Origin of the sequence: Acanthopleuribacter pedis (assembly GCF_017377855.1) — a bacterium.
GTDB classification, from domain to species: Bacteria; Acidobacteriota; Holophagae; order Acanthopleuribacterales; family Acanthopleuribacteraceae; genus Acanthopleuribacter; species Acanthopleuribacter pedis.
Genome location: NZ_JAFREP010000004.1, coordinates 304,520 through 326,228, shown reverse-complemented (window position 1 = coordinate 326,228; position 21,709 = coordinate 304,520). Strand labels below are relative to the sequence as shown.

General features: G+C 57.6%; 20 protein-coding genes. 16 read left to right on the top strand and 4 right to left on the bottom strand.

Translation table 11 applies throughout. The features are described from left to right. Positions 1-90: 90 nt before the first annotated feature. The 6 genes from J3U88_RS06140 to J3U88_RS06115 all read left to right on the top strand — a co-directional run bounded on the left by J3U88_RS06140 (position 91) and on the right by J3U88_RS06115 (position 6,012). Positions 91-984 (top strand): transketolase, encoded by an 894-nt coding sequence (locus J3U88_RS06140; protein ID WP_207857597.1) that lies wholly within the window; start codon positions 91-93, stop codon positions 982-984. After that, a complete protein-coding gene (locus tag J3U88_RS06135; protein ID WP_207857596.1) occupies positions 981-1,943 on the top strand; it encodes a transketolase family protein in 963 nt (320 codons plus the stop codon). Before J3U88_RS06140 ends, J3U88_RS06135 begins: the two co-directional genes overlap by 4 nt. Positions 1,944-1,964: 21 nt before the next feature. After that, positions 1,965-2,705 carry an SDR family NAD(P)-dependent oxidoreductase gene (locus J3U88_RS06130; RefSeq protein WP_207857594.1) on the top strand — a complete coding sequence of 247 codons (741 nt, stop codon included), beginning with the start codon at positions 1,965-1,967 and terminating at the stop codon, positions 2,703-2,705. A gap of 25 nt (positions 2,706-2,730) precedes the next feature. Beyond that, positions 2,731-3,966 (top strand): ATP-grasp domain-containing protein, encoded by a 1,236-nt coding sequence (locus J3U88_RS06125; protein ID WP_207857593.1) that lies wholly within the window; start codon positions 2,731-2,733, stop codon positions 3,964-3,966. A 324-nt stretch (positions 3,967-4,290) separates the two neighbouring features. Continuing rightward, positions 4,291-5,292, top strand: a complete 1,002-nt coding sequence (locus J3U88_RS06120) for a 2-hydroxyacid dehydrogenase (RefSeq protein ID WP_207857592.1) — start codon at positions 4,291-4,293, stop codon at positions 5,290-5,292. 102 nt (positions 5,293-5,394) lie between these two features. Beyond that, positions 5,395-6,012, top strand: a complete 618-nt coding sequence (locus J3U88_RS06115; RefSeq protein WP_207857591.1) for a YigZ family protein — start codon at positions 5,395-5,397, stop codon at positions 6,010-6,012. A gap of 11 nt (positions 6,013-6,023) precedes the next feature. Here J3U88_RS06115 and J3U88_RS06110 read toward each other — a convergent pair whose 3' ends face one another. Both J3U88_RS06110 and J3U88_RS06105 read right to left on the bottom strand, forming a co-directional pair. Beyond that, a complete protein-coding gene (locus J3U88_RS06110; protein ID WP_207857590.1) occupies positions 6,024-6,791 on the bottom strand; it encodes a hypothetical protein in 768 nt (255 codons plus the stop codon). A 296-nt stretch (positions 6,792-7,087) separates the two neighbouring features. Next, the gene (locus tag J3U88_RS06105; protein ID WP_207857589.1) at positions 7,088-7,516 is read right to left on the bottom strand and encodes an Rrf2 family transcriptional regulator; all 429 of its coding nucleotides are present in this window, start codon (positions 7,514-7,516) and stop codon (positions 7,088-7,090) included. Positions 7,517-8,707: 1,191 nt separating this feature from the next. Between J3U88_RS06105 and J3U88_RS06100 the strand changes: the two genes are divergently transcribed. The 5 genes from J3U88_RS06100 to J3U88_RS06080 all read left to right on the top strand — a co-directional run bounded on the left by J3U88_RS06100 (position 8,708) and on the right by J3U88_RS06080 (position 14,820). Continuing rightward, positions 8,708-9,667, top strand: coding sequence for a glycosyltransferase family 2 protein (locus J3U88_RS06100; RefSeq protein ID WP_207857588.1), 960 nt, complete (start codon positions 8,708-8,710; stop codon positions 9,665-9,667). Beyond that, positions 9,664-12,045, top strand: a complete 2,382-nt coding sequence (locus tag J3U88_RS06095) for a hypothetical protein (protein ID WP_207857587.1) — start codon at positions 9,664-9,666, stop codon at positions 12,043-12,045. The genes J3U88_RS06100 and J3U88_RS06095 overlap by 4 nt, the downstream gene beginning before the upstream one ends. Before the next feature lie 85 nt (positions 12,046-12,130). After that, positions 12,131-12,613, top strand: a complete 483-nt coding sequence (locus J3U88_RS06090; RefSeq protein WP_207857586.1) for a DUF1203 domain-containing protein — start codon at positions 12,131-12,133, stop codon at positions 12,611-12,613. After that, positions 12,598-13,770 (top strand): bifunctional DNA-binding transcriptional regulator/O6-methylguanine-DNA methyltransferase Ada, encoded by a 1,173-nt coding sequence (gene ada, locus J3U88_RS06085; protein WP_207857584.1) that lies wholly within the window; start codon positions 12,598-12,600, stop codon positions 13,768-13,770. The genes J3U88_RS06090 and ada overlap by 16 nt, the downstream gene beginning before the upstream one ends. 60 nt (positions 13,771-13,830) lie before the next feature. After that, positions 13,831-14,820 (top strand): protein phosphatase 2C domain-containing protein, encoded by a 990-nt coding sequence (locus J3U88_RS06080; RefSeq protein WP_207857582.1) that lies wholly within the window; start codon positions 13,831-13,833, stop codon positions 14,818-14,820. Here J3U88_RS06080 and J3U88_RS06075 read toward each other — a convergent pair. Beyond that, positions 14,807-15,400 carry a hypothetical protein gene (locus J3U88_RS06075; RefSeq protein ID WP_207857580.1) on the bottom strand — a complete coding sequence of 198 codons (594 nt, stop codon included), beginning with the start codon at positions 15,398-15,400 and terminating at the stop codon, positions 14,807-14,809. The two genes, J3U88_RS06080 and J3U88_RS06075, sit on opposite strands and share 14 nt — an antisense overlap. Next, on the bottom strand, positions 15,397-16,020 hold the full coding sequence (locus tag J3U88_RS06070) for a class I SAM-dependent methyltransferase (protein ID WP_207857578.1): 624 nt from the start codon (positions 16,018-16,020) through the stop codon (positions 15,397-15,399). Before J3U88_RS06070 ends, J3U88_RS06075 begins: the two co-directional genes overlap by 4 nt. 188 nt (positions 16,021-16,208) lie before the next feature. Here J3U88_RS06070 and J3U88_RS06065 point away from each other — a divergent pair, with 188 nt between their 5' ends. The 5 genes from J3U88_RS06065 to J3U88_RS06045 all read left to right on the top strand — a co-directional run bounded on the left by J3U88_RS06065 (position 16,209) and on the right by J3U88_RS06045 (position 21,709). Continuing rightward, positions 16,209-17,045: a phytanoyl-CoA dioxygenase family protein gene (locus J3U88_RS06065; RefSeq protein ID WP_207857576.1), complete on the top strand. Its 837-nt coding sequence runs from the start codon at positions 16,209-16,211 to the stop codon at positions 17,043-17,045. Between the two features lie 173 nt (positions 17,046-17,218). Beyond that, positions 17,219-18,319 (top strand): DegT/DnrJ/EryC1/StrS family aminotransferase, encoded by a 1,101-nt coding sequence (locus J3U88_RS06060; RefSeq protein ID WP_207857575.1) that lies wholly within the window; start codon positions 17,219-17,221, stop codon positions 18,317-18,319. A 59-nt stretch (positions 18,320-18,378) separates the two neighbouring features. Then, a complete protein-coding gene (locus J3U88_RS06055) occupies positions 18,379-18,927 on the top strand; it encodes a WbuC family cupin fold metalloprotein (RefSeq protein ID WP_207857574.1) in 549 nt (182 codons plus the stop codon). A 25-nt stretch (positions 18,928-18,952) separates the two neighbouring features. Next, complete coding sequence (locus J3U88_RS34945) at positions 18,953-20,647, top strand: TIGR04372 family glycosyltransferase (RefSeq protein ID WP_207857573.1); 1,695 nt, start codon at positions 18,953-18,955, stop codon at positions 20,645-20,647. Between the two features lie 150 nt (positions 20,648-20,797). Then, positions 20,798-21,709, top strand: a complete 912-nt coding sequence (locus J3U88_RS06045) for an RpnC/YadD family protein (protein WP_207857572.1) — start codon at positions 20,798-20,800, stop codon at positions 21,707-21,709.

Genomic DNA, 21,709 nt, shown 5'->3' with positions numbered 1-21,709 from the left:
CACTCGGCACCAGAAGCAATTCCTGCTATCCTTCGACAAACCTCTGTCAACCACGGTTTGTAAACACCTTCTCTTTCAGGAGGTTTGGCTTTGGATGCACCTCAAACCAAACTTGCATCAGCCGATTTAGAGCGGCGCGCATTGCAGGCGCGCCGTCTAAGTCTGGCGATGATCTACCATGCGAAGTCCGGGCACCCCGGTGGTTCCCTTTCGGCCGTTGATCTGCTTACAGTCCTTTATTTCCAAGAACTTCAGTTAACCGACGCGGCCTTTTCCGATTGGAATCGGCCGCGTTTTGTTTTATCCAAAGGTCATGCCTGCCCGGCACACTACGCGGTGGCGGCGCTGGCCGGGTTACTGCCGATGTCCGAACTGGGCGGATTGCGCAAAATCAACCGCGCCTTGCAGGGGCACCCGCACGTCGGTGCCACCCCCTTCGTGGAAGCGAGCACCGGCTCCCTCGGGCAGGGTTTTTCCATCGCCCTCGGCATGGCGCTCGGCTTCCACCATCGCGGGGTCGACTTGCCCGTATTCGCCATGCTAGGCGACGGTGAACTCCAGGAAGGTCAGGTCTGGGAAACCGCCATGTTCGCGGCACATTACAGGCTCAACCGCTTTTGTGCCGTTATTGACTACAACAAACTGCAAAGCGATGCGCGCAACAGTGAGATTATGGGTTTGGAACCGCTTGGTGATAAATGGCGTAGCTTCGGTTGGGCCGTTCAGGAAATCGACGGCCACGATTTGGAGGCGATCCAGGCAGCCTTTGGCGCCTTTCACCAAGAAAAAGACAAGCCCACGGTGATCATCGCCCACACTATTAAAGGCAAAGGGGTCGGTTACATGGAAGACATACCGGCCTGGCATGGCAGCGTTAAGTTAACTGATGACAACTTGTTAGATGCACTGGCTGCCTGTGGTGTGACCCGTGAACAAGGGGCCGCCTACCTGAGCGGCGCCGTTTTTGAGGAGGCGAACCCATGAGCGCCGCACCCCAACTCATCGGTAGCAGCGGTGATTCGTTGCGCGAGGCGTTTGGTAAAAGTTTGGTGGATTTGGCCGAACGTTACCCCGACTTCGTGGTCTTGGACGGCGACGTGGCCGGCGGCACCGGCACCCATCACTTCCGCAAACACTACCCGCGCCGTTTTTATCAATGCGGCATTGCCGAACAGAACATGGTTTCACTGGCCGCCGGCATGGCGACCGTGGATCTTCCCGTTTTTGTGACCACCTTCGCCGTGTTCAGCCTGCGCGCCGTGGAACAGGTGCGACTTTCTGTCGCCTACGCCCGACGGAACGTCAAAATCGTTGCCAGCCACCCGGGCCTGGACGTCGGCCCCGACGGCGCCAGCGCCCAGTGCTTGGAAGACTTGGCCATGTACCGCGCCATTCCCGGCATGACCGTGATTTCACCGGCCGATCCGCTCGAGGTCGCCGCCGCCACCGAGGCGATGCTCAAATACGACGGTCCCGTTTACATGCGCTCCGGTCGCAGCCCCGCCCAGCGGATTTTTGAACACAAACCCAACTTCACCATCGGCAAAGCCCAAGTGTTGCGCGAGGGTTCCGACGTGACCCTCGTGGCCTGCGGCAAGATGGTCGCCCAATCGCTTGAGGCGGCGGCGCACTTGGCCGAAAAAGGCATTTCCGCCGAGGTCGTCAACGCCGCCACGCTCAAACCCTTTGATCACGCCACCCTCGAGACCTCCGTCACAAAAACGGGCGCGGTGGTTTCCGCCGAGGACCACAATATCTTTGGCGGTCTGGGCGGTGCGGTTGCCGAATCGCTGGCCCTTCACCGCCCGGCCCCACTGGAAATGGTCGGCGTCCGCGATACCTTTGGCGAATCCGGCGAACCAGATGAACTCAACCACAAGTATGGTTTAACCCCGGCCGCGGTAGCCGCCGCCGCGAAACGGGTCATCGCCCGCAAAGCCTAAGCAAGCCGAAAGAGGAAACTCATGGAATTAAAGGGAAAAATCGCCGTCGTCACCGGCGGCAGTCGCGGCATCGGTCGCGCCATTATTGAAGCCTTCATCACCGCGGGCGCCAAAGTCGCCTTCTCTTACCGCGAAAACAAAACGGAGGCCGACAAGGTCACCGCCTGGATTGAAGAAAACGGGGGCACCGGTCGTGGTTTCCAGGCGGATGTCTGTGATCGCGCCGCGGTTTCGACCATGTTCACAACCGTCCAACAGCAATGGGGCGCGGTGGATATCCTCGTCAACAACGCGGGTATCAACAAACCCACGGATTTTGATCAAATTACCGACGAAGACTGGGACGCGGTGCTGGGCGTCAATTTAAAGGGCCCCTTTGTGGTTACCCAAACCGCGCTGCCCTTTTTACGGGACGGCGGCTCGGTGATCCATATCGGCAGCGTCAGTGGTCAGTACGGTGGACCGCGCACCGCCCATTACGCCGCGAGTAAAGCCGGTTTGATCTCCCTGGGCCAAGTCATCGGACGCTTCCTCGCCCCACGTGGGATTCGCAGCAACACCTTGGCCGCCGGTCTGGTTCAGTCGGAAATGGCCGCCGCCGGACTCCAGAGTCCGGCCGTTCAAAAAGCCTTGGAAGGCATTCCGCTTGGTCGCATGGGTTCACCCGCCGAGATCGCACAAACCGTGGTGTTCCTGGGTTCGGACGCCTCGCGTTACATCACCGCCCAGACCATCAACGTCAACGGTGGTCTGTATTTTTAACCAGGAGCCGCACCGGGAGGAAGCCGTGAAAACACTTCTATTTGTCGGTGGCGGCATTGAAACCGTGCCCGGCGTCCAAAAAGCCAAAGCCATGGGCTACAGGGTTTGGGTCAGCGACCGCAATCCCGAGGCCCCCTGTTTTGCGCACGCCGACGAGGCCTTGATCGCCGACACCTACAACGGCGCTCAAACCCTTGCCGCGGTGCGGACGCTGCTGGCGCAAGGCAAAGGCCTCGACGGGGCCATGTGCCTGGGCTCCGACGTGCCCGCCACGGTGGCAACCGTCACCGAGGCGCTCGGCCTACCCGGTATTTCCCTGGCCACGGCCCGCGCCGCCATGGATAAATTGGCCATGAAGGATCAGTTGGCGCGCGGCGGGGTTGCCTTGCCTTGGTACCATGCCGTAAGCGACGCCGCGCATTTGAAGGCCCTAAGTGAGGCGCACCCCGAACCCTTGATCCTAAAACCCGTCGACAGCCGCGGCGCGCGGGGCGTTTTACAGTTGGGCGACGCCGCCAACCGCATCGATCTCGACTGGGCCTTTTCCTACGCGCAACCCTTCTCGCCCACGGGTCGCGTGATGGTCGAAGCCTTTTTGCCAGGTCCTCAGATATCCACCGAATCACTGGTGCTCAACGGCGCCGTGCACACGCCGGGTTTTTCAGATCGGAACTACGAACTCATGGCGGCCCTGGCCCCCCACGTGGTGGAAGACGGCGGCAATTTGCCGAGCTTTTTGGCTGAGCCCGAGCAAGCCTTGATTCGCGAGGAAGTTGCCCGCGCCGCCCTAGCCATGGGGGTCCAAAACGGTGTGGTCAAAGGGGACATGGTTCTCAGCGGCGGGCGTGCCTATGTCATTGAAATAGCCACCCGCTTGAGCGGTGGCTATTTTTGCACGCACTCGATTCCGCTCAATACCGGGGTCGATTTTGTCGGCTGCGCCATTCGCCAGGCCTTGGGCGAAGCCGTCACCGCGCAAGCCTTGACCCCCCAATACCAACGCCACGTTTGCCAGCGCTACTTTTTTCCAGAGCCGGGTCGGGTCGTCAGCGTGTCCGGCGCCGAAGCCGTCGCAGCACGGGAAGAGATTCCCTTCTGCGAGGTCCGCGTACAAGCGGGGGATGAAATCGGAAGCATCGAAAACCATCCGGGTCGGCCCGGTTTGGTGATTGCAATCGGGTCAACCCGGGCCGAGGCCCAAGCAGCCGCCGAACGGGCTGTCGCGGACATCGTCATCGAAACCGAGCGATCCAACCGGTAAAAGCGGCGAGGGGTCACGAGGCGCCAGTTCCCGCAAATCGGATCCAAAACCCCAACCAACCAGATCATTTTAGCAACCAATTTGTTGCTTATTGATAAGTGCACACATAAAGCAATGCAAAACTGAGTGAAACTGGACTCAGTTAAAGATTGTGCAACAGATTTATTGCATCTTGAACTATTTTAACCAATTTTTCATCCTAAGCGACAAACTAATTGCGCAATAGGGTACAGCAACAGGCGCTCTGATTCACAATGCCCTCACTTGACATCCCTCGCTAGAAACGCTGAAGTGAAGGTATTTTCGACCAGCGGGGAGGAAACCATGCGTTTACTCATCTTCGGCACCCAGCCATACGAACGAACCACCTTTCTCAAACACCAGGATCCCGACCAGCACCAACTGGTGTTTCTGGATGCACGCCTCAGTCAACACACGCTTCCTATGGTCGGCGAAGGCGATGCGGTCTGTGTCTTCGTCAACGACGACCTCAACGCCGAGGTCGTCGAAGGACTTCACCAGCTCGGTGTGCGCTTGATTCTCCTCCGCTGCGCCGGCTTTAATCAGGTTGATCTTAAAACCGCCGAACAATTCGGCATGACCGTGGCACGGGTTCCCGAGTACTCGCCCTTCGCCGTGGCGGAACACACCTTGGCTTTAATGCTCTCACTCAACCGCCGCATCCACCGCGCTTGGCTGCGAACCCGCGAATTCAATTTCAACCTGGGCGGTTTGATGGGTTTCGATTTCCACGCCAAAACCGTGGGCATCGTGGGATACGGTCGCATCGGTCAATGTGTCGCGCGCATGATGCACGGCCTCGGCTGCCGCGTGTTAATAAGCGACCCGGTCGCCCAACCCGATGATCAGCCCTATGAATGGGTCGGTTTCAAGGAACTCATCCGGGCGAGCGATGTCATCACGCTTCACTGCCCACTCACCCCGACCACCCATCACCTGATTAATGAAGCGGCCTTCGCGGCCATGAAAAAAGGCGTCATGCTGATCAACACCAGCCGCGGCGGCCTGGTGGACACACGCGCCGCGATTAAAGCACTAAAAACCGAAAAGCTCGGTTACCTCGGGCTAGACGTCTACGAGGAAGAAGCCGATCTCTTTTTCCAAGACCTCTCCGACCGGGTCATTCCCGATGATGTCTTCGCCCGCCTGATGACCTTCCCCAATGTGCTGATTACCGCCCACCAAGCGTTTTTTACCCAGGAAGCGATGGACCGAATCGTGCTAACCACCTTGGACAATCTGGTCCAATTCAGAAAGGGAACAGTGGATCCCCGCAATTTGGTACATGGTGAGCACCACGCTTGATTAGGCCGCCACGCCTCACGGTTCGCGGTTTGAATGTGCTAGCCTAGCGAACAGGACGCCCTCGCAAGCCGAATCCATATGGTGCGCCCGCAAAGGAAGCACGTGAGTGATCGTTTTTTAATTCCTGTCGACGAACACCAAGTCGAAGAGGAAATCCAGCGCAGCCGTTTCATTACCACCCTGTGTCATGCACCGGACCCCGCGGCGGCACAAGCTTTTATCGCCCGCATGCGCGGACAATACGAGGACGCCACCCACAACTGTTGGGCCTATCTGGCCGGTCCGCCCGGTAGTTCCGCCTTTGTGGGCATGAGCGACGACGGCGAACCCCACGGCACCGCCGGTCGCCCGATGCTCCTGGTGCTCACCCATTCCGGGATTGGCGAAATCGCGGCGGTGGTGACCCGCTATTACGGCGGCACCAAACTCGGCAAAGGCGGTTTGGTACGCGCTTACAGCGGCGGCGTCCAGGCGGCCCTCGCGACCTTGCCCACCAAGGAAAAAATCACCTATACGGCCCTTGAGGTAGTGCTGCCCTATTCCTTCGTCACCCAGTTCAAGCTCCTGTTAACCCGCTTTGAGGGCGTCATCGACGAGGAGCACTACGAACTCGACGCCCAATACGCGCTACGCATTCCAAGCCCAAAAATTGCTGATTTCGAACAAGAACTGGACAGCCTCACCAACGGCGCGGCCCTGGTTTCCAAGGAAGAACCTTAATTCAAAGCGCTTTAGTCGCCTTGGCCCGCGGCTTCCATAAGCTTGGCGCTTTTATCGCGCTGGAGCAGAAAATCCAAATGTTCTTGGGCCTTGAGGGCCACGGGCGAGGGGCGAACCTTGACCAGTTCGCGAAACAGCGGAATATCGTCGGAAAACTCTTGGATACCGCGGTTAAACACCGCATCGCGAACCATTTCCGAGCGATCACGACCCATGGCGCGCAAGCCGGCCAAAGGCACGTTGGGGTGGGCCGCGACCGAGGCACGGATTTCAGCCACCTTGTCTTTGCTCAGCCGTTCCAGAATCCCCACCGACAATTTGAGGTTTTTGGTCAAAGCGAGGCGAATTTTTTTGTCGCGCTCGCGGGCCAGAACGGCCTGGATTTGACGCGGCAAAGCCGGATTGCGGGTGAGCGCCATACGTACGTCACGATAATCCGTGGCCAACCTCTCCATAACAAAAATAGGAATACGCGGATTCGAAGCCAAGGCCCGGCGCAACTCGCGAATCTGTAACTTCAGCAAATGACCCGCCGTCGACTCGCGTAAATTGGGATGCCCCGCCACCGCCACTTGAATTTGAAGGTTGTTGATCATCGAAAGCTTAGCCAGCAATTCACCCGGGGTTGAACGATGCCGCGCCACGCGCAGGCGAATCTGGGTTTCCGACGGCTGGTTGATGGATTCCCAATAGGCGGCGTTTTCCAATTGATCGCCCGAAGCACGGGGATCGGAAACAAGGCGCATCCAGGATTTAATCATTTCGGTTTGAGAAGGCATAAAACTCTCGAGAAAGAACAGTGTTTTCGATGGTGACGAAACGGAGGGCGAAGGACGGGGTTCAGCCATTATATCGAAGACAGGGGAACACGCTAAGTGATAACCCTCGGCCCTTAAGATGAAAACCGGAACCCTCGCGGGAGCCCCGGTATTTCAGCCGCACGCCCGAAGGATGCAAACAAAGCGGGTATTTGGGTGTATCGTCCACGACGCCAAAAGATTAAACTTTTTCCCATGCGAACCGGCGGCAAGCCTACAGCCGGCGGGATTTCGCAAACCCGAATTCACCCTTTCGGTCAGAGGCTGGGTGCCTGATCGGCCATGTCAATCAGATCCATAATGGTGGTGGCTTTTAGATACTCACGGAAAATATTGTTGTAATCGTCGTATAGCCGCGCCAGCGTGGGGGCAATCACCTTACCAATCGGATCTTTGCGGTTCGCTTCATGGGGCGTTAACGCAAAAAAATTGAGATCTTCAATACAAACACATAAATCGAGCAAAGAGACTTGGTCCGGCGTCAGAACAGCCTCAATGCCGCCCTTCGCCCCTTTATAGGTACGAATATAACCACCTTGCGATAGTTGGCTACACAGTTGCCGCAGACGGGACGGATTGGCGTTGGCACTCTTGGCGATGTCGTCAATACGCACGCGATCACCTTCATTCCAAGCCAGATACATCATGATGTGGGCAGCAGTCGCAAGTTTTGTCGACCGACTCATGAAAACCTCCCCACGTGCCTAAGCCTATCGGAGAATCGCAGAAAAGCTTGATACCTAAGAAGCACGATACCTCGCGGTGATTTTCGCTAAACCTCTGGGCTGCAACGGCCTGCAAAAATGCTTAGGACCAACGGGTGCGGCTCCGCTTTTCCCAAACCATTTCGCTCCAGATCTTTAGCCAAAATCCCTCACGCTTATCGCGCCTCTTAGGTAATACCAAAAACAGCCCCACGAGGGGATCACCACGAGATACAGCTACCAACAACTCAAGCATTTACACCCATCGATCCACTGAGATAAAGAAGGGCCGTGGTTGCATCCCCATGCCAAACCCAATCACACGCGGTAGGGGGAACGAACCAACAAATCACCCGCTCCTGAACCGAGCGCCCCTGTTCCTTGATCAGTCGGGATCATGCCAATCACACAAAAACAAATTGCAACCAGGGATAAGAAGGAAACGGAAACGGTTTCGATATCCAGGCCGTTCAACAACACCTTTATCAAGCGTCATGTGTCACGGTGACCAAGCAACAGTGCATGGTTAATTGGGTAGAACGTTTCAAACAAAATACCCTGCCATGAGAGGAAACACCGCGCACCAAAAACGGCAGAAAAAAGGGTTAGCCCGCATATTTCACAAGGAATTCTGCTACCAAGCATTGTGAGATCTGTGGGTTAGATCGGGAACAAGCCCATCAACCGAAAGGCAAAACAAACACTGCTTTAACCAAGAGTAACTTCATTTTTTAAAGATGCTTAATCGATTCTAACGGCCCCTGTCACAAGGTAAAGAGACAGCTTCCGCCGGCACAGGGGTTGCTCTAAGGTCGGCATGAGCGATGGTGTTTCACCGCAAGCCGCGAACATGGGCAAACCCATCGGAGATTACTACCTAAGAAGCACGATAACTCGCGGTGATTTTCGCTAAACCCCTGGACTGCAACGGCCTGTAAAACTGCTCACCGCACCCACCGGGTGCGCGTCGTGCGCCTCCGCTTTTACCAAGCCATTTCGCTCCAGATCTTTAGCCAAAATCCCTCACGCTTATCGCGCTTCTTAGGTAATAGCCAACAGCAAAAGCGGCCGCCGCGGATCGTCGGGTTTTCGACAGTCCCTTGTCGATGCGGCGATCCGTTCTATCCCCTTTTTCCATCACTGTCTTAGTGCGTTTAACCATTGAGGTCGATCATGAATGTTGTCAATCCCGGCCAACCCATCCTTAGTGTGGTATTGCCGTTTTATAACGAAGCCGATCATGTGGGCCGGGTCCTGACCGCAATCCCGGCCGCAATTGAACCACTGCAACTGCCCTTTGAAATCATTATGGTGGATGACGGCTCCACTGACGGGACTTGGTCCGAACTGCAAACACTTTGTCACCGCGATGCGCGTCTGCAAGCGGTGCGGTTCAGCCGAAACTTCGGCAAGGAAGCCGCCCTTTCGGCAGGCTTAGCCAAGGCCCGCGGCCAGGCCGTGATTACCATGGACGGCGATTTGCAGCATCCACCCGAGGTCATCGCGCGTTTGGTCGCACGCTGGCAACGGGGCGACGTCGATATTGTGGATGCGGTCAAACGCCACGCCAATCGCGGTGGGCCGCTGAAAAACCTAGCCGCCACGCTGTTTTACACGCTACACCGCCGCCTGACCGGCATGGAGATGAACGGTTCTTCCGACTTCAAGCTCTTGGATCGTCGCGTCGTCTCCGTGCTCAACACCATGGGCGAACGACGGCTGTTTTTCCGCGGCTTGTGCGACTGGCTAGGCTTTCGCCGCGACCTGGTCACCTTCGACGTCGCGGATCGGGTCGGCGGCCGGTCCAAATGGTCCCTCAAACAACTGTTGCGCCTGGCGCTCAACGGCATTACGGCCTTCACCTCGGCCCCGCTCCACGTCACCACCGGCTTGGGATGTCTCTTCCTGGCTTTTTCCGCGCCGCTTGCGGTGCAAACGCTGTACATGAAGCTCACCGCTCAGGCGGTTTCGGGATTCACCACGGTAATCCTGCTGCTGCTGATGCTGGGCAGCGCCATCCTCATCTCCCTTGGCATTATCGGCATTTACATCGCCCAAATCTTTGACGAGGTCAAAGCGCGACCCCGCTATTTGGTGAGCGAACAAAGTGAAACCGGTGAGGGCCGCTCATGAGCAAACCACGGTATCCCGCGCACTACCACTACGGTGCAGGCTTCCTGTTCCTTCTTTTTTACTTATTCGGTTTCCTCGGCTTACATCAAGATTGGTGGTTCGAGGACGATACCAGCCACCTCAGCTACCTCATTGATCATCCCCACCCGTGGTTTTACTTCACCAAAGAGGGCCTTCACGCCTTTAGCTACGGCCGCACGGTGACCCCGATGTTGCCCGCGAGCTTCTGGCTCGACGGCCTCCTCGGTTGGGCTGATCCCCAACTCGCCTACCTCCACCAAGGCCTGGCCACAGCCGCGGCGGCGGGGTTGTTTTACAACCTGCTCACGCGCCTCTGCCGCCGCGGCACGGCCCTGGTCACCACCGGGCTGATGTTGTACCTGCCCACCACCATCTCGGTGGTGGAGTTTCTCTCCACGCGCCATTATTTAGAGGGACTGGTCCTGAGCCTGGCGGCCTGGACGGCGGCGCTCAAAGCACTCGAAACCCGAACCGACAAGGCTTGGCCCTGGGTTTGGACCTCGGCGTTGCTCTGTCTTGCCGCCGCACTCTGCAAGGAAATTTTTGTAACAAGCGGTTTCCTCCTGCCCGCGTGTCTGTACCTATGGCGCGGCCGGATTCCCTTCATCGTCCCCGGTTTCCTTACCGGATCACTTTATGCAATTTACCGACTTTGGAGCATCGGCCTCACCCAAAAAGCATTCGACGGAACCGCGGCCTTTTGGGCGGATTACCCCGCGTTTTTAACCCGCCTTCCCTTTATCTTCACGGGAAATCAAGGCGGTTACCTCTTGGCCGCGTGGCTGCTGCCCCCGCTGCTTTACCGCGCGCTAAAGGGTCCCCGTCACAAGCTGCTGTTCTTCCTTTGGTTCCTCAACGGGTTTTTCGTTTTGGCGACAGTGTTTCCGGTTTCGGTACACCTTCACCACGGTTACCGCGCGTTGGGCACCTGGTACCGGGTCGGTTTCCTGTTTAATCTGTTTTTCCTCGCGAGTGCGGCCTGGTTGGTTGATCAGCAGCGCACCTGGTACCGCGTCGTCACGGCGATCCTTGCGGTCGCGGCGGTTGGCGCGGGTGCATGGGAGACGGCGGAACGCTGGGACACCGGCAAACAGCGCTATCAGCAAGAAGCCGCGTTCTACCTCGCCAACCCGGACAAGTTACTTTATTCCAACCTGCCCGCGCCCTGGTTCATGCCAGGCGTGCAACGGCTGTATGGGGCAGACCGCAAACCCCACGTCATCACCCACCACATGTTCCTCTCCGGTGTACGCGAACGCCTCCAGCGTTTTGATACCCTATGGGCCTGGCACGAGGACGGTTACCGTCGCAACGACGCCCTGTACCAAACCGTCTCTCTGAACGCGCGCGACGGGGTAATGCCCTTCCACCAAGCAGTACCGGACGGCCGCCGTTTCGCCGAAATCAACGGCGCGGACAGCTTTGTCCACAACCACCGTTGGATGTCGCGTTATGGCTTGGTTCCGCTGCCAACCCCCGCGGACGTGGCTTTTTTCAGAACCAAACCACGGGGCTATAACGATTTACTTTGGTTGCTCCACAACCCCAACGCCCAACCGACGCGGGTCCAACTGCAAGCCGTCGACACCGCCGGCTGCCCGCACAGAACCCAAACCCTTCTATTGCCACCAAAGCAGTGGTTAACCTTTCCCAGCCCGGCAACACCAAACGCGATACGCTATGAAGTCGAAGCGGAACAACCGATCAGCACCCTGCTCCTGCACCAAAAGCAGTTCCTGTTCGGGGCCGCCCCCGCCGCCGCGCCGCTCGTGGTTCCCCATGTGCCCCGCGACCAAACAGTGTGGCAAGCAGGCTTAACCCTCTTCAATCCCGAACCTTTTGCCCAACGGGTAACCCTTTACACCGCGCCTTCCCATCGCAAAACCATCCAACTAGGGCCCGGAGAACAGCACACCCTCACCCATCCCTTCGCCGCCAACACGGTCTATGCAACCGCGGCGGGAAGCAGTGGCAACCTCGCCGCCTGGATGGATTTAGGTTATGCCGATCAGCCGCCTACAAGCCTTCCCCTAAACCCCGGCTCAAACCATCCCATCACCCCAACGCGGTTACCGGGGGAATGGACGCGGCTGGTTGTGTGTGGCACCCGTCCCGAACCGACCCGGATTCAACTAATCGACGGCAGCGGCCGAGTTCAGCAAAGCTGGACAACCCAACCAGGCAATCCACTTTTCCTGGGCGAGCCCGTCACCGGCCTTCTCAGTCAAGGCTACCGTCTGATCAGCGAAGGCAGGATCGCAACCTATACCGTCGGCCGAGACCAGGACAGGGTCTGGGTGGCGCCCAACGCGGTCCAGGGGCCAAACACCTCACCCGAAGAGGACGCCCATCCCTAACACTTGATTTGAAGCGCAAGAAGCGGATGGCGGGCGCTCGGATTTGGCGACAAGATAAAGGGCATCTCACCTTTGGAGGTCCACAATGGCCCATTTTCGTGTAATGCCCCTTCCTTCCGAACCCTTTGAGGCTTTGTTCAAAGCGGACCAAGCGACGCGTGCCAAACAGGGCGCGATCACCATGGTTGCCGACACCAAACCCGGTTATCCCTGCCGCATCCGGCTACAGGACGCGGAGCCGGGTGAACGCCTGTTGCTGGTCAATTATGAGCACCAATCGGCTGACAACCCCTACCGCGCCTGCCACGCGGTCTTTGTCACCCTCGGGGCGGTGCCCACCTATCCCGCCCCGGATCAGGTACCGGCGATGTTAAGCGGTCGGATGTTGTCGGTGCGCGCTTTTGACATGGAGGATATGATGGTGGATGCCGAGGTTGTCGCGGGGGAACAGGCCGGCAACCTATTCAGTCGATGGTTGGCGCGGGCCGAGGTTGGCTATTTGCACGTCCATTCCGCCAAACGCGGTTGCTTTCTGGCGAGGGTCGTCGCGGCATGCGTCACGCACTGACAGGCGGGGTTTGTACCTTCCCCATTCATCAAACAGAGGAAGCCATGGACGAAACGGGGTTTTGGCAAGCGGTGGTGGATCGCGACGCGACCTTTGACAACCGGTTTGTGTTTGCCGTGAAAACCACGGCCGTTTATTGCCGGCCGTCTTGCCCGTCCCGCCGCGCCAAACGCGAAAACGTGGTTTTTTTCGAGAACGCACCCGCCGCCGAGGCCGCGGGTTTCCGCGCCTGCCTTCGCTGTGCGTCCAAACACGGGCAAACCGGGGAAAAAGACAAAACCCTGATCGCGGTCGCCGACTACCTCAGTGAGCACGCCGCGGACACCCTGACCCTGCAGGCCTTGGCCGCCCGCTTCGGCCTGAGCCCATACCACTTACAGCGCCGCTTCAAGGCAGCGTTCGGTGTGAGCCCCAAGGCGTTCCAAACCGCCAAGCGCTTTGAACAGCTGAAGCAAGCCTTACGCGCGGGCGACCATGTAACCGGCGCCATTTTTGAAGCCGGTTTCGGCTCCACCAGCCGCGTTTACGAGACGGTCGACCGACAACTCGGCATGACGCCCTCCACCTACCGCGCGGGCGGGGCCTCGCTTCAGATCCACTATGCGATCCGCGACACCCACTTCGGTTTGCTCCTCATGGCCGCCACCGAGCGCGGCGTGTGTTTGGTTCATTTCGGCGAAACAGAGGCGGCCCTTACGGAAACCCTTAGCCGGGAATTCCCCCAAGCCGCGCTTCAGGTATCCGCCGCCCGCGAAAGCCGGCAGTTGGACCAATGGATCACCGCCTTGGAACACCACTTGCGCGGCAACAAACCCTTACCCCACATTCCGCTACACCTAAGCGGCACCGCCTTCCAACTCAGCGTGTGGCGGTTTTTAACAACCCTTGAACGCGGCCAAACCGCCACTTATAAAGAAGTCGCCGGCGCGATTGGGAAAACCAAAGCCCATCGCGCGGTTGCCAACGCATGCGGCGCGAACCGAATCGCGCTCTTGATTCCCTGTCATCGCGTCTTGCGCGGGGACGGCGGCGTCGGCGGTTATCGATGGGGCACGGATCGCAAGCAGCAGCTTTTGGCGTGCGAGCAGTCGCACCCCACCCCTGAAGCCAATGGAGGAAACAAGCCGACTTCGGCAAGAATTCCCAACCATAATTAAGCGCACGCCAGCGGGGATTGTGTAAGAATCGCAGCAACCCATTTTGCGATAGAGGATCTTGTGGCAGCTTCTTTCACTCCCTTACCCGCCCTGCTTCAGGGTACCGACTACACCAAAGCGGGCGAAATCCATCATTTCCAGTTCAATGAGCGCCTTGTCGCGGCCATTACCGCGGGTAAAAAAAGCAGCATCCGCCGCAAACAGGACGCGAATGAAGACGCCTTGGCACTGATCCCGATGGACGGGGCCATGTTGGTCCTTGTCGCGGATTCCCACTACGGGGCCGTGGCCGCCAATGTCGCGATCTCGCGTTTCGCGGACCAGTTGGCACAAACGAAGGGGACCTGGAAACAGCGTTTGTTCCAAACGATGTTTCTCATCGACAACGCGATTCAGGAAGAAAAGGACCGGGTCGGCGGTCGGCCGGGATGTGCCACCACCCTCATCGCCGCGGTCATTGAACAAGAGCGGCTCCACTATGCCGCCTACGGTGATTCTCGTTGTTGGCTGATGCGCAACGATCAGCTCCAAGACCTGATCCCCGTTCAGCAAGGACTTTTCCTCGGCGAAGACAACTCGCCCTTGAACCGCATCTATGATTTATTGCAACGCGCCCAATTCACCGACAGCTTGTCGGAACCGGCGCACAAATCGCTGACCTGTTTCGCGTTGCTCGAGCTGTACAACCAAAGCCAACGGCGTCCCCTCACCGACGAAGAGGTCGCCAAGGTATTGACCGGGCTCCATGGCCTGACCGGTCTCCAAACCCAGATCCCCGCCGGCGAGTTCAAGAATTCGTGGCTGGACCTCTACATCGGCCTGGAACGGGTCGCACCACGCTATGGCGCCAAAAACCTCGAACCGGGAGACCGCTTGTTTTTTGCGACCGACGGGATCGAGGAAAACCAAAGCGCCTTAAGCCTCGAAAAGCTAGGCGACCTGTTGCGCACCAAGGATCCGGCAGCCAAGGTGGCGCAAAAGATCATGAAAGCCTGCATGGGTTGGCGTGGCGGTGGCGATAACTTGAGTATCGTCCTTATCGATTGTTAATACCGGCACCCAAAAACAGCAGCGGACCTTGGGCGGCGGGAGACGCCGGACGAATGACCGCGCCGGAAACGAAAAAGGTGAAGCATTTTTTGAAACGCGGCTTCAGAACGGCGGCTTGGTCCTGGTAAGCAACAGCGTCAGGCGCCTCTAAGCCCCAGCCGATGAGGACGGTTGCCATGGGAGCCAGTTTGGGGAGCAGCCGTTCGAACCGCGTAAAGGCATCTTCCGGCACATCCCCCGTCAACCAAACCAGCGCCGGCCAGATTTGATCGCGGGTTGCCAAAGCGGCTGATCCGCCGAAGGAAATCCCGTCGCCCCGCCAGGTAGCCTCGGCCTTGAAGCGCGCTTCGTTGTCATCGACCACAGCGTGGCAGGCCCCGCATTCCCGCGCCAAAATCCAGGCGCCGAAACCATCTGAAGCGTCGAGGTTGAGCACCGGTCCGGTTTCGCCGAGCATTTTGGTCGCAAATTTAAAACAAGCGGCCCGTTGCAAAAAAGCACGCGGCTTTTTGACAAACGCCTGGGAAAACGCCAGGCCGTCGCCGAACCGGGACTCGTAATCGTCGAGGGTTTGGGTCATGAATGCACCTTCTTGTTACAGGCCAAAGCGATCAGGTAATGGCACATATTGTGGTAACCGGTGTGAACCAGTTCATCGTTCATGCCAAACAGGAACACATGGTGAAAATACGTTTGAAGGCAGGCCTTGAGGCGTTTGGCGCTAAACAGGTTGATGTGTCCGATGCGGCTGGATTCCGACTGGTAGGCCTCGGCGGAAAGGTTCGGCGTGCCGACCACGGCAATCCCGGTTTCAGCTGTGTTTTGATGGACCGCCTCGAAAAAAAGATGCTCGCGCGCCTGCTCGATGTGCTCGACCACATCCAAACTAAACACACAGTCAAAGGTACCGAACTGTTTGCCCAACACATCGTCCTCAAGGAAGGTAAAACGCGGATCGGGCCAGTTCTTGCGGGCAAATTCAAGCGCGGGGCCGTCGATATCGACCCCGGTATAGCGGTCGGCTTTCTCCAGCAGCAGCGGTAAACCAATGCCTTCGCTACAACCCAGCTCAATCACGGAACTGTTCGGCGTGCACATGTCGACCACGAACTGGTAACGCGCCATCACAAAAGCAAGCCGTTTTGGATCGTCCATTAGGTTGAAGGTCCAGTGTTGACTCAAGGTAAAAGGCGTTGCCATAAACGAACCTCGTGTTAGAAACCGCGCGAATCACATAGGGGAAGGGTGAGGTTAACGATAACCCGTTTGCGAGCAAGGCTCCAGCAAATTTCCCCGGCGATTGCGACCCGGAAAAGGTGTAGAATCGGGTCATCCCGCGTAACAAACCGACGGCAAGCAAACCCTTACCCCGCCAAGGAGCGACCGCCATGGACATCACGGACGCCTATTTCGAGACAGCAACCGGTCCCGAGTTTTTGGATTATTTTGTGCAAAACGGGTTTGTGGTCGCCCGCGGTTTATTCGATGCAACCCACATCCAATCGATAGAAACCGACATTCGCGAGGGTTACGCGGCACTCAAAGCCGACTACACCGCCCAAGCAGGCGCCGACACCGTTCCCCCGGTGTTGGGAATGTCGAAACGCCTGCTCAAGAAACTCAAGGGATCGGACGCCTACGACAGCTTGATGCAGCAGCCCCGGTTTTTGGACACCATCGAGCGCTTCATCGGCCCCGACATCATGGTGTACAACAATTGCGACTTGTTCATCAACGATCCGGTCGACACCAACCCGGCCACCCTCAAAACGCTGCACCAGGAGACCTGGACGGGCCTGGCCGTCCACGAAATCGTAACCTGGATCCCGCTGCACGCCCCGGAAAAAGGCAACACGATCACGGTGGTACCCAAGTCCCATTTGTACGGGATGATGCCCAACCGCAACCGCAACCTGTTGCCGATTGAAGGGTTTGAACCGGAACCGGTGATCCCGGTGTGGCACTTACAGCGCGGCGATGTGCTGTTTTTCCACCCGCTGTTGTTGCACGGTACCTCGGGTCGTAGCACGTTGCGGTTCTCGCTGGGGTTCGCCTTCAAGAATGCCTACATGGAAGCATCCAGCATCAACACGCCCTGGGGTTATACCGGGCTGCGCCAAGGTCCGATGACCCGCGTTCGCACCATCCTCGGCAACGATCTGCTTACCCCGCTGCGCACCTACGGCGGCAAAACCTCCAACGCGCAGCAATACGAACAGCCCTAGGCGACGCGCATTTTACCTGTGCTCCCAAGGCTTCGTGATAAACTAAGCCATTCTGAATAATGCCAACAAATCCAACACGTTTCCCGACGAAAAGCCCGTTGGGCCAAGCGCGTGATCTGTTGCGAGGGACGGTCGCGCCCCGCGTTATATCTTCGAACCCACCGAGCACGCCTATGACAACCCCCTGGAAGGTTTCTTTTTTAGATTTAAGCGTTCACGACGACGAAGAGCGCGCTGAACTTTTGGCCGCGGTCGAACGCGTTTTGCGCCACGGCCGCATCGTCCTCGGGCCGGAACACCACCAACTGGAAACGCGGCTAGCCCAACACCACGGTCGCGCCTACGCGGTCGGCTGTGGTTCCGGCAGCCAAGCACTGTTCCTGGCTTTTCGCGCGGCGGGTTTGGGTCCGGGCGACGAGGTGATTGTGCCCGCGCTTTCCTACATCGCCACGGCCAACGCGGTATCACTGACCGGCGCCACGCCGGTTTTCTGTGATATCGGCGACGATCTCAACCTCGACCCCAAGGATTTGGCGCGCTGCCGAACCGAAAAAACCAAAGCCGTGGTCCCGGTCCATTTCACCGGGAAAATTGCCGACATGGCGGCGATTAACGCCTTCGCCCTAGAACACGACTTGAGGGTCATCGAAGACGCCAGCCAGGCCTTCGGTGCCAAACGCAACGGCAAACCCGCGGGCACCTTCGGCCACGCCGCCTGTTTCAGCATGAACCCCATGAAGGTATTGGCGGCTTGTGGCGAAGCCGGATTTATCCTCTGCGATGAGGAGGTCTTTAAAGAACGTCTGGTGACGTTGCGCTACAACGGCACGGTTAACCGCGAAACCTGCGTAGAACCCGGTCCCAACGGCCGCCTCGACACCTTACAAGCCGCCATGCTGCTGGTTCGCTTGGACCGCTTCCACCTGTTGGAACAGCGCCGCCGCGCCATCGCGGCTTATTACCACGAACGTCTGGCGCCTTACGTCCGTGTCCCGCGCGAGGACCCCGACTGCCACGACATTTACTACACCTACACCATTCAAACCGACCGACGCGACGCCTTGCTGGCCCACCTGACGGAACAAGGCATTGAGTGTAAAATCCAGCACCCAATCCTCATGCCGCATCAGCCTTATTACGCGCCGCTCAACAGTTCGGTGCCCCATGCCGATCAGGTCATCAAAAAGGTGCTGTGCATTCCCGCCAATGAAAAGCTGACCGACGCACAGATTGAAGTGGTCGCCGATGCGATCATCGCCTTTTTCGAAACCTAAACCACCGGATTTCAAAAGACACCGCACCCGTTTAGGTTTGGTTACAAAGGATAGGTTGCATGACCGCTGTTTTTTTTGTGGAAACCGACATCGCCCTGATCGAAAAACACCATTACGCGATGTTAAAACGGCTGGCCGTGGAAAGCCCACTGCGGCGTGCCCGTATCTGCCTGCACCCGGATCGCGAGGATCCGTTGCACGAGATGATCATCGCGTTTTGCCGAGATTCCTATGTGGCGCCGCATCGCCATCACGATAAATCGGAATCGTTTCATTTAATAGAGGGCCAGGTCATGATTGTGACCTTTAACGAGGCGGGGGAGCCAACCTACCGGGTGACCCTCGGTGACCCAAGTACGGGCAAACCATCCATTTACCGGCTAAACTGTAAACTGTGGCACACGGTGATTCCTTTGACGGAATTTGTGATTCTACACGAAACAACCAACGGTCCCTTCATTCGCCACCAAACGGATTACGCACCTTGGGGACCCAAGGACGGGGATATCCCGGCGATTGAAGCCTTCCTCCACCGTGCCCAGACCCAAACCATGGCGGAACCGCCCCCACGGGTCCTCAAACCACCCATGCCACGTGAGGAACCCTAGCACACCCCCGAAGAAGGCCTTTTCCGTGAGTAAACCCCGAGCCGGTTTTTGGCAGCGCTGGTTCAAATCTCTGAACAATCTGCACAACCAACTCTTTTTCCACCGCATCGCCCGCCTCGCGGCCACGGCGTCGCACCCCATCGCGCTCGCACCCATTAATCGTGCAACCCGAGCCTGTTACCAAACGCTGCGGCAGGAAGTTCCCGATATCGACAGCAAGGTCCACCTCTACGACGCCGATCCCGAACGCCATCCCCATTATCCCGGCCGCTCGTTTTCCCAACTCACCGAAGCAACCTATCCGCTGGTGGTCCTCTTCTGTGACGGAGACGGTGCTCAGGCGGCCCAAGCGTTCGAACACATGGCCGACACCCGGTTCCTTTTCAGCCCCCGCACCTTCATGCCCCTGACTTGGATCGATGACCCCGAACAACGCTACGGAATGCGCGCCTACCTGCACGACCTCTTTGCCACCAAAGGGAACCTGTTGACGAGCGCGCCCCAAGCAACCGCAACCAACCTGGCCTACCACGTCGGCGGCATTTTGATGCGGCTGGTGAGGCCCTTGGTTCACGTTCGGATATGGCGCCTTCGCTGCGACCGCATCGGCCACTTTGCGGCCAATACCGATGTCCATCTCGCCACGCTTGCGCATCAAGGAACAAAGCGCACGCTGCACTTTTACACCTATCCGGTGGGTCAACCCGTGGCCAACCACGCCTTAAAAACCATGTGGGACCGCCGTTTGTCGATCCTCAAGTTCGGCGCGCTGGCGATCGCGCTCAATGCACATCGCCCGGACCAAGACCGTTACTTCGGCAGCTTGGCCACGGACCGCGACCCACACGGCATGCTCCACCACAACGGTCCCTTCCTGCAACTCTCACGGGCCGAACATGCGGAAGGGCGCCGGTTATTGCATAACCTGGGGATTCCCGAGGGCGCGCCGTTTTTTATTTTCCACGCCCGCGACGCCGGCTACCTGAAAACCGCCGACCCCAACACCAATTACAGCTACCACCGCTTCCGCGATGTGGATATCAACAGCTACAAGGTTGCGATCAACATGCTCCTGGCGCGCGGCTATTACGCGGTACGCATCGGCGCGGTGGTAGAACGCGCTATGGATTTAAGCCATCCGAACTTCGTGGATTACACACAAAGCCCCCATCGCACGCCTTTCGGCGACATTTACCTCTGCGCCGCCTGCGCTTTCATGCTCGCCAGCAGTTCCGGGATCGATTCCGTGGCCCGTCTGTTCCGCCGCCCCCTTGCCTGTACCAACGTGGTCCCCCTCGGTTCCATGCGGGAAAAACCACTCGGGCTGTTCATTCCCAAACGCACCTATTCCCAACCACTGAAACGGTTCTTGACCTACGACGAAATTGTGAACGGTCCCTCGACCCAGTATTTCCGAGCGGAAGAATACGAGGCGGACGGTTTGGTCTGTCACGAAAACAGCCCGGAAGAGATTCGGGCGCTGGCCGAGGAACTGGTGCAACGGGTTGAAGGCGCGTGGGAAACCAAACCAGAAGACGAAGCTTTGCAAGCTCAGTTTTGGAAACTGTTTTCCACCCCACCTGAAAACCAAAACTTCTGCCGCATCGGTGCGGATTTTCTTCGCAACAATCCTGATCTACTGGGTGCACCGCGACCGTCCGAGCCCCCTGAGCCTTTGCAACAACACAGGAAATCACACAATGACGTAAATTTCTCATAATCGCAAACAGCAACATAAAAAGTATCTTCACTTTTGATGTTGGAGATTCTTTTTTCTGTTTTAGATTGGGCGCCACCAACCCAAAGAACCTATGCGCCCGCCCGAGATTGTCGCGTGAACTGTCAACGCCGGGCGTCCATGGAGGCACCCGTGAATGAGTACGACAGTCCTTGGAAACATGTTTGCGACGACTTTTTTTCCGACCTGCTCAGCCTGTTTCTACCGCCTGCTTTCAGAGGCGTCGACTGGACGAAACCGGTCACCTGCGCCGACAAGGAACTACCTAAGCCCGATGTGGACAATGCGACCGGTTTACGCATTGCCGATAAGCTCTACCGTGTTTATGCCAAGGAAGCAGACGACGCCCTTTACTACCTTCACATCGAGATACAAAGCCAACCCGATCCCGAACTCCCGGACCGAATGGCGGAATACAATTTCCGAATCAAAGACAAATTCAAAAGGCCGGTGATAAGCATGGCGATCCTGGATCATCCCGAAAAAGAGCCCGTCGACAATGAATATCTCTTTGAGAAATGGACCTTTTCCTTGTCGATGCGTTTTCCAGCAATTAAGTTATGGGAGTATAAGAATCAAAAGGACCGGCTTTGGGATTCCCCAAATCCGGTGGCGGTTGTGGTCCTCGCTCACCTGATTGCTCAGGACACAAGCGGCCTACCCCGGCAACGATTCACTGAGAAACTCGCATTGGTTCGGCACTTGTACCAAAAACCATTCTCCGAAAAGCAGTTCGTCCAAATTTTTCGCTTTTTGGACTGGATCCTTACCCTACCCGACGAACCTAAAGAACGTTTTAAGACCGAATGTGCAAAGCTGGAAGGAGCGCACGATATGACTTTTTTGAGCACTTACGAACTAGATGCGCTTAATGACGGAAAACTCCAGGAACGCCGCCACAACCTCACCAAAGTCATGGCCCACCGCTTTACCGTCACGGACACCGTTCGCCAAACCATTGACAATGCCGACTTTGAGCAACTCGGCATTTGGTTTGATCGGGTGCTGGTCGCCAACAACCTAGAGGAAGTTTTCGCCGGCTAA

What these genes read in the sequence shown, in the direction of transcription:
- J3U88_RS06120 (WP_207857592.1), top strand. Translation starts at nt 4,291, where the DNA reads ATGCGTTTACTCATCTTCGGCACCCAGCCATACGAACGAACCACCTTT.
- J3U88_RS06075 (WP_207857580.1), bottom strand. Translation starts at nt 15,400, where the DNA reads ATGACCCAAACCCTCGACGATTACGAGTCCCGGTTCGGCGACGGCCTG.
- J3U88_RS06090 (WP_207857586.1), top strand. Translation starts at nt 12,131, where the DNA reads ATGGCCCATTTTCGTGTAATGCCCCTTCCTTCCGAACCCTTTGAGGCT.
- J3U88_RS06135 (WP_207857596.1), top strand. Translation starts at nt 981, where the DNA reads ATGAGCGCCGCACCCCAACTCATCGGTAGCAGCGGTGATTCGTTGCGC.
- J3U88_RS06070 (WP_207857578.1), bottom strand. Translation starts at nt 16,020, where the DNA reads ATGGCAACGCCTTTTACCTTGAGTCAACACTGGACCTTCAACCTAATG.
- J3U88_RS06060 (WP_207857575.1), top strand. Translation starts at nt 17,219, where the DNA reads ATGACAACCCCCTGGAAGGTTTCTTTTTTAGATTTAAGCGTTCACGAC.
- J3U88_RS06065 (WP_207857576.1), top strand. Translation starts at nt 16,209, where the DNA reads ATGGACATCACGGACGCCTATTTCGAGACAGCAACCGGTCCCGAGTTT.
- ada (WP_207857584.1), top strand. Translation starts at nt 12,598, where the DNA reads ATGCGTCACGCACTGACAGGCGGGGTTTGTACCTTCCCCATTCATCAA.
- J3U88_RS06095 (WP_207857587.1), top strand. Translation starts at nt 9,664, where the DNA reads ATGAGCAAACCACGGTATCCCGCGCACTACCACTACGGTGCAGGCTTC.
- J3U88_RS06055 (WP_207857574.1), top strand. Translation starts at nt 18,379, where the DNA reads ATGACCGCTGTTTTTTTTGTGGAAACCGACATCGCCCTGATCGAAAAA.
- J3U88_RS06105 (WP_207857589.1), bottom strand. Translation starts at nt 7,516, where the DNA reads ATGAGTCGGTCGACAAAACTTGCGACTGCTGCCCACATCATGATGTAT.
- J3U88_RS06110 (WP_207857590.1), bottom strand. Translation starts at nt 6,791, where the DNA reads ATGCCTTCTCAAACCGAAATGATTAAATCCTGGATGCGCCTTGTTTCC.
- J3U88_RS06130 (WP_207857594.1), top strand. Translation starts at nt 1,965, where the DNA reads ATGGAATTAAAGGGAAAAATCGCCGTCGTCACCGGCGGCAGTCGCGGC.
- J3U88_RS06100 (WP_207857588.1), top strand. Translation starts at nt 8,708, where the DNA reads ATGAATGTTGTCAATCCCGGCCAACCCATCCTTAGTGTGGTATTGCCG.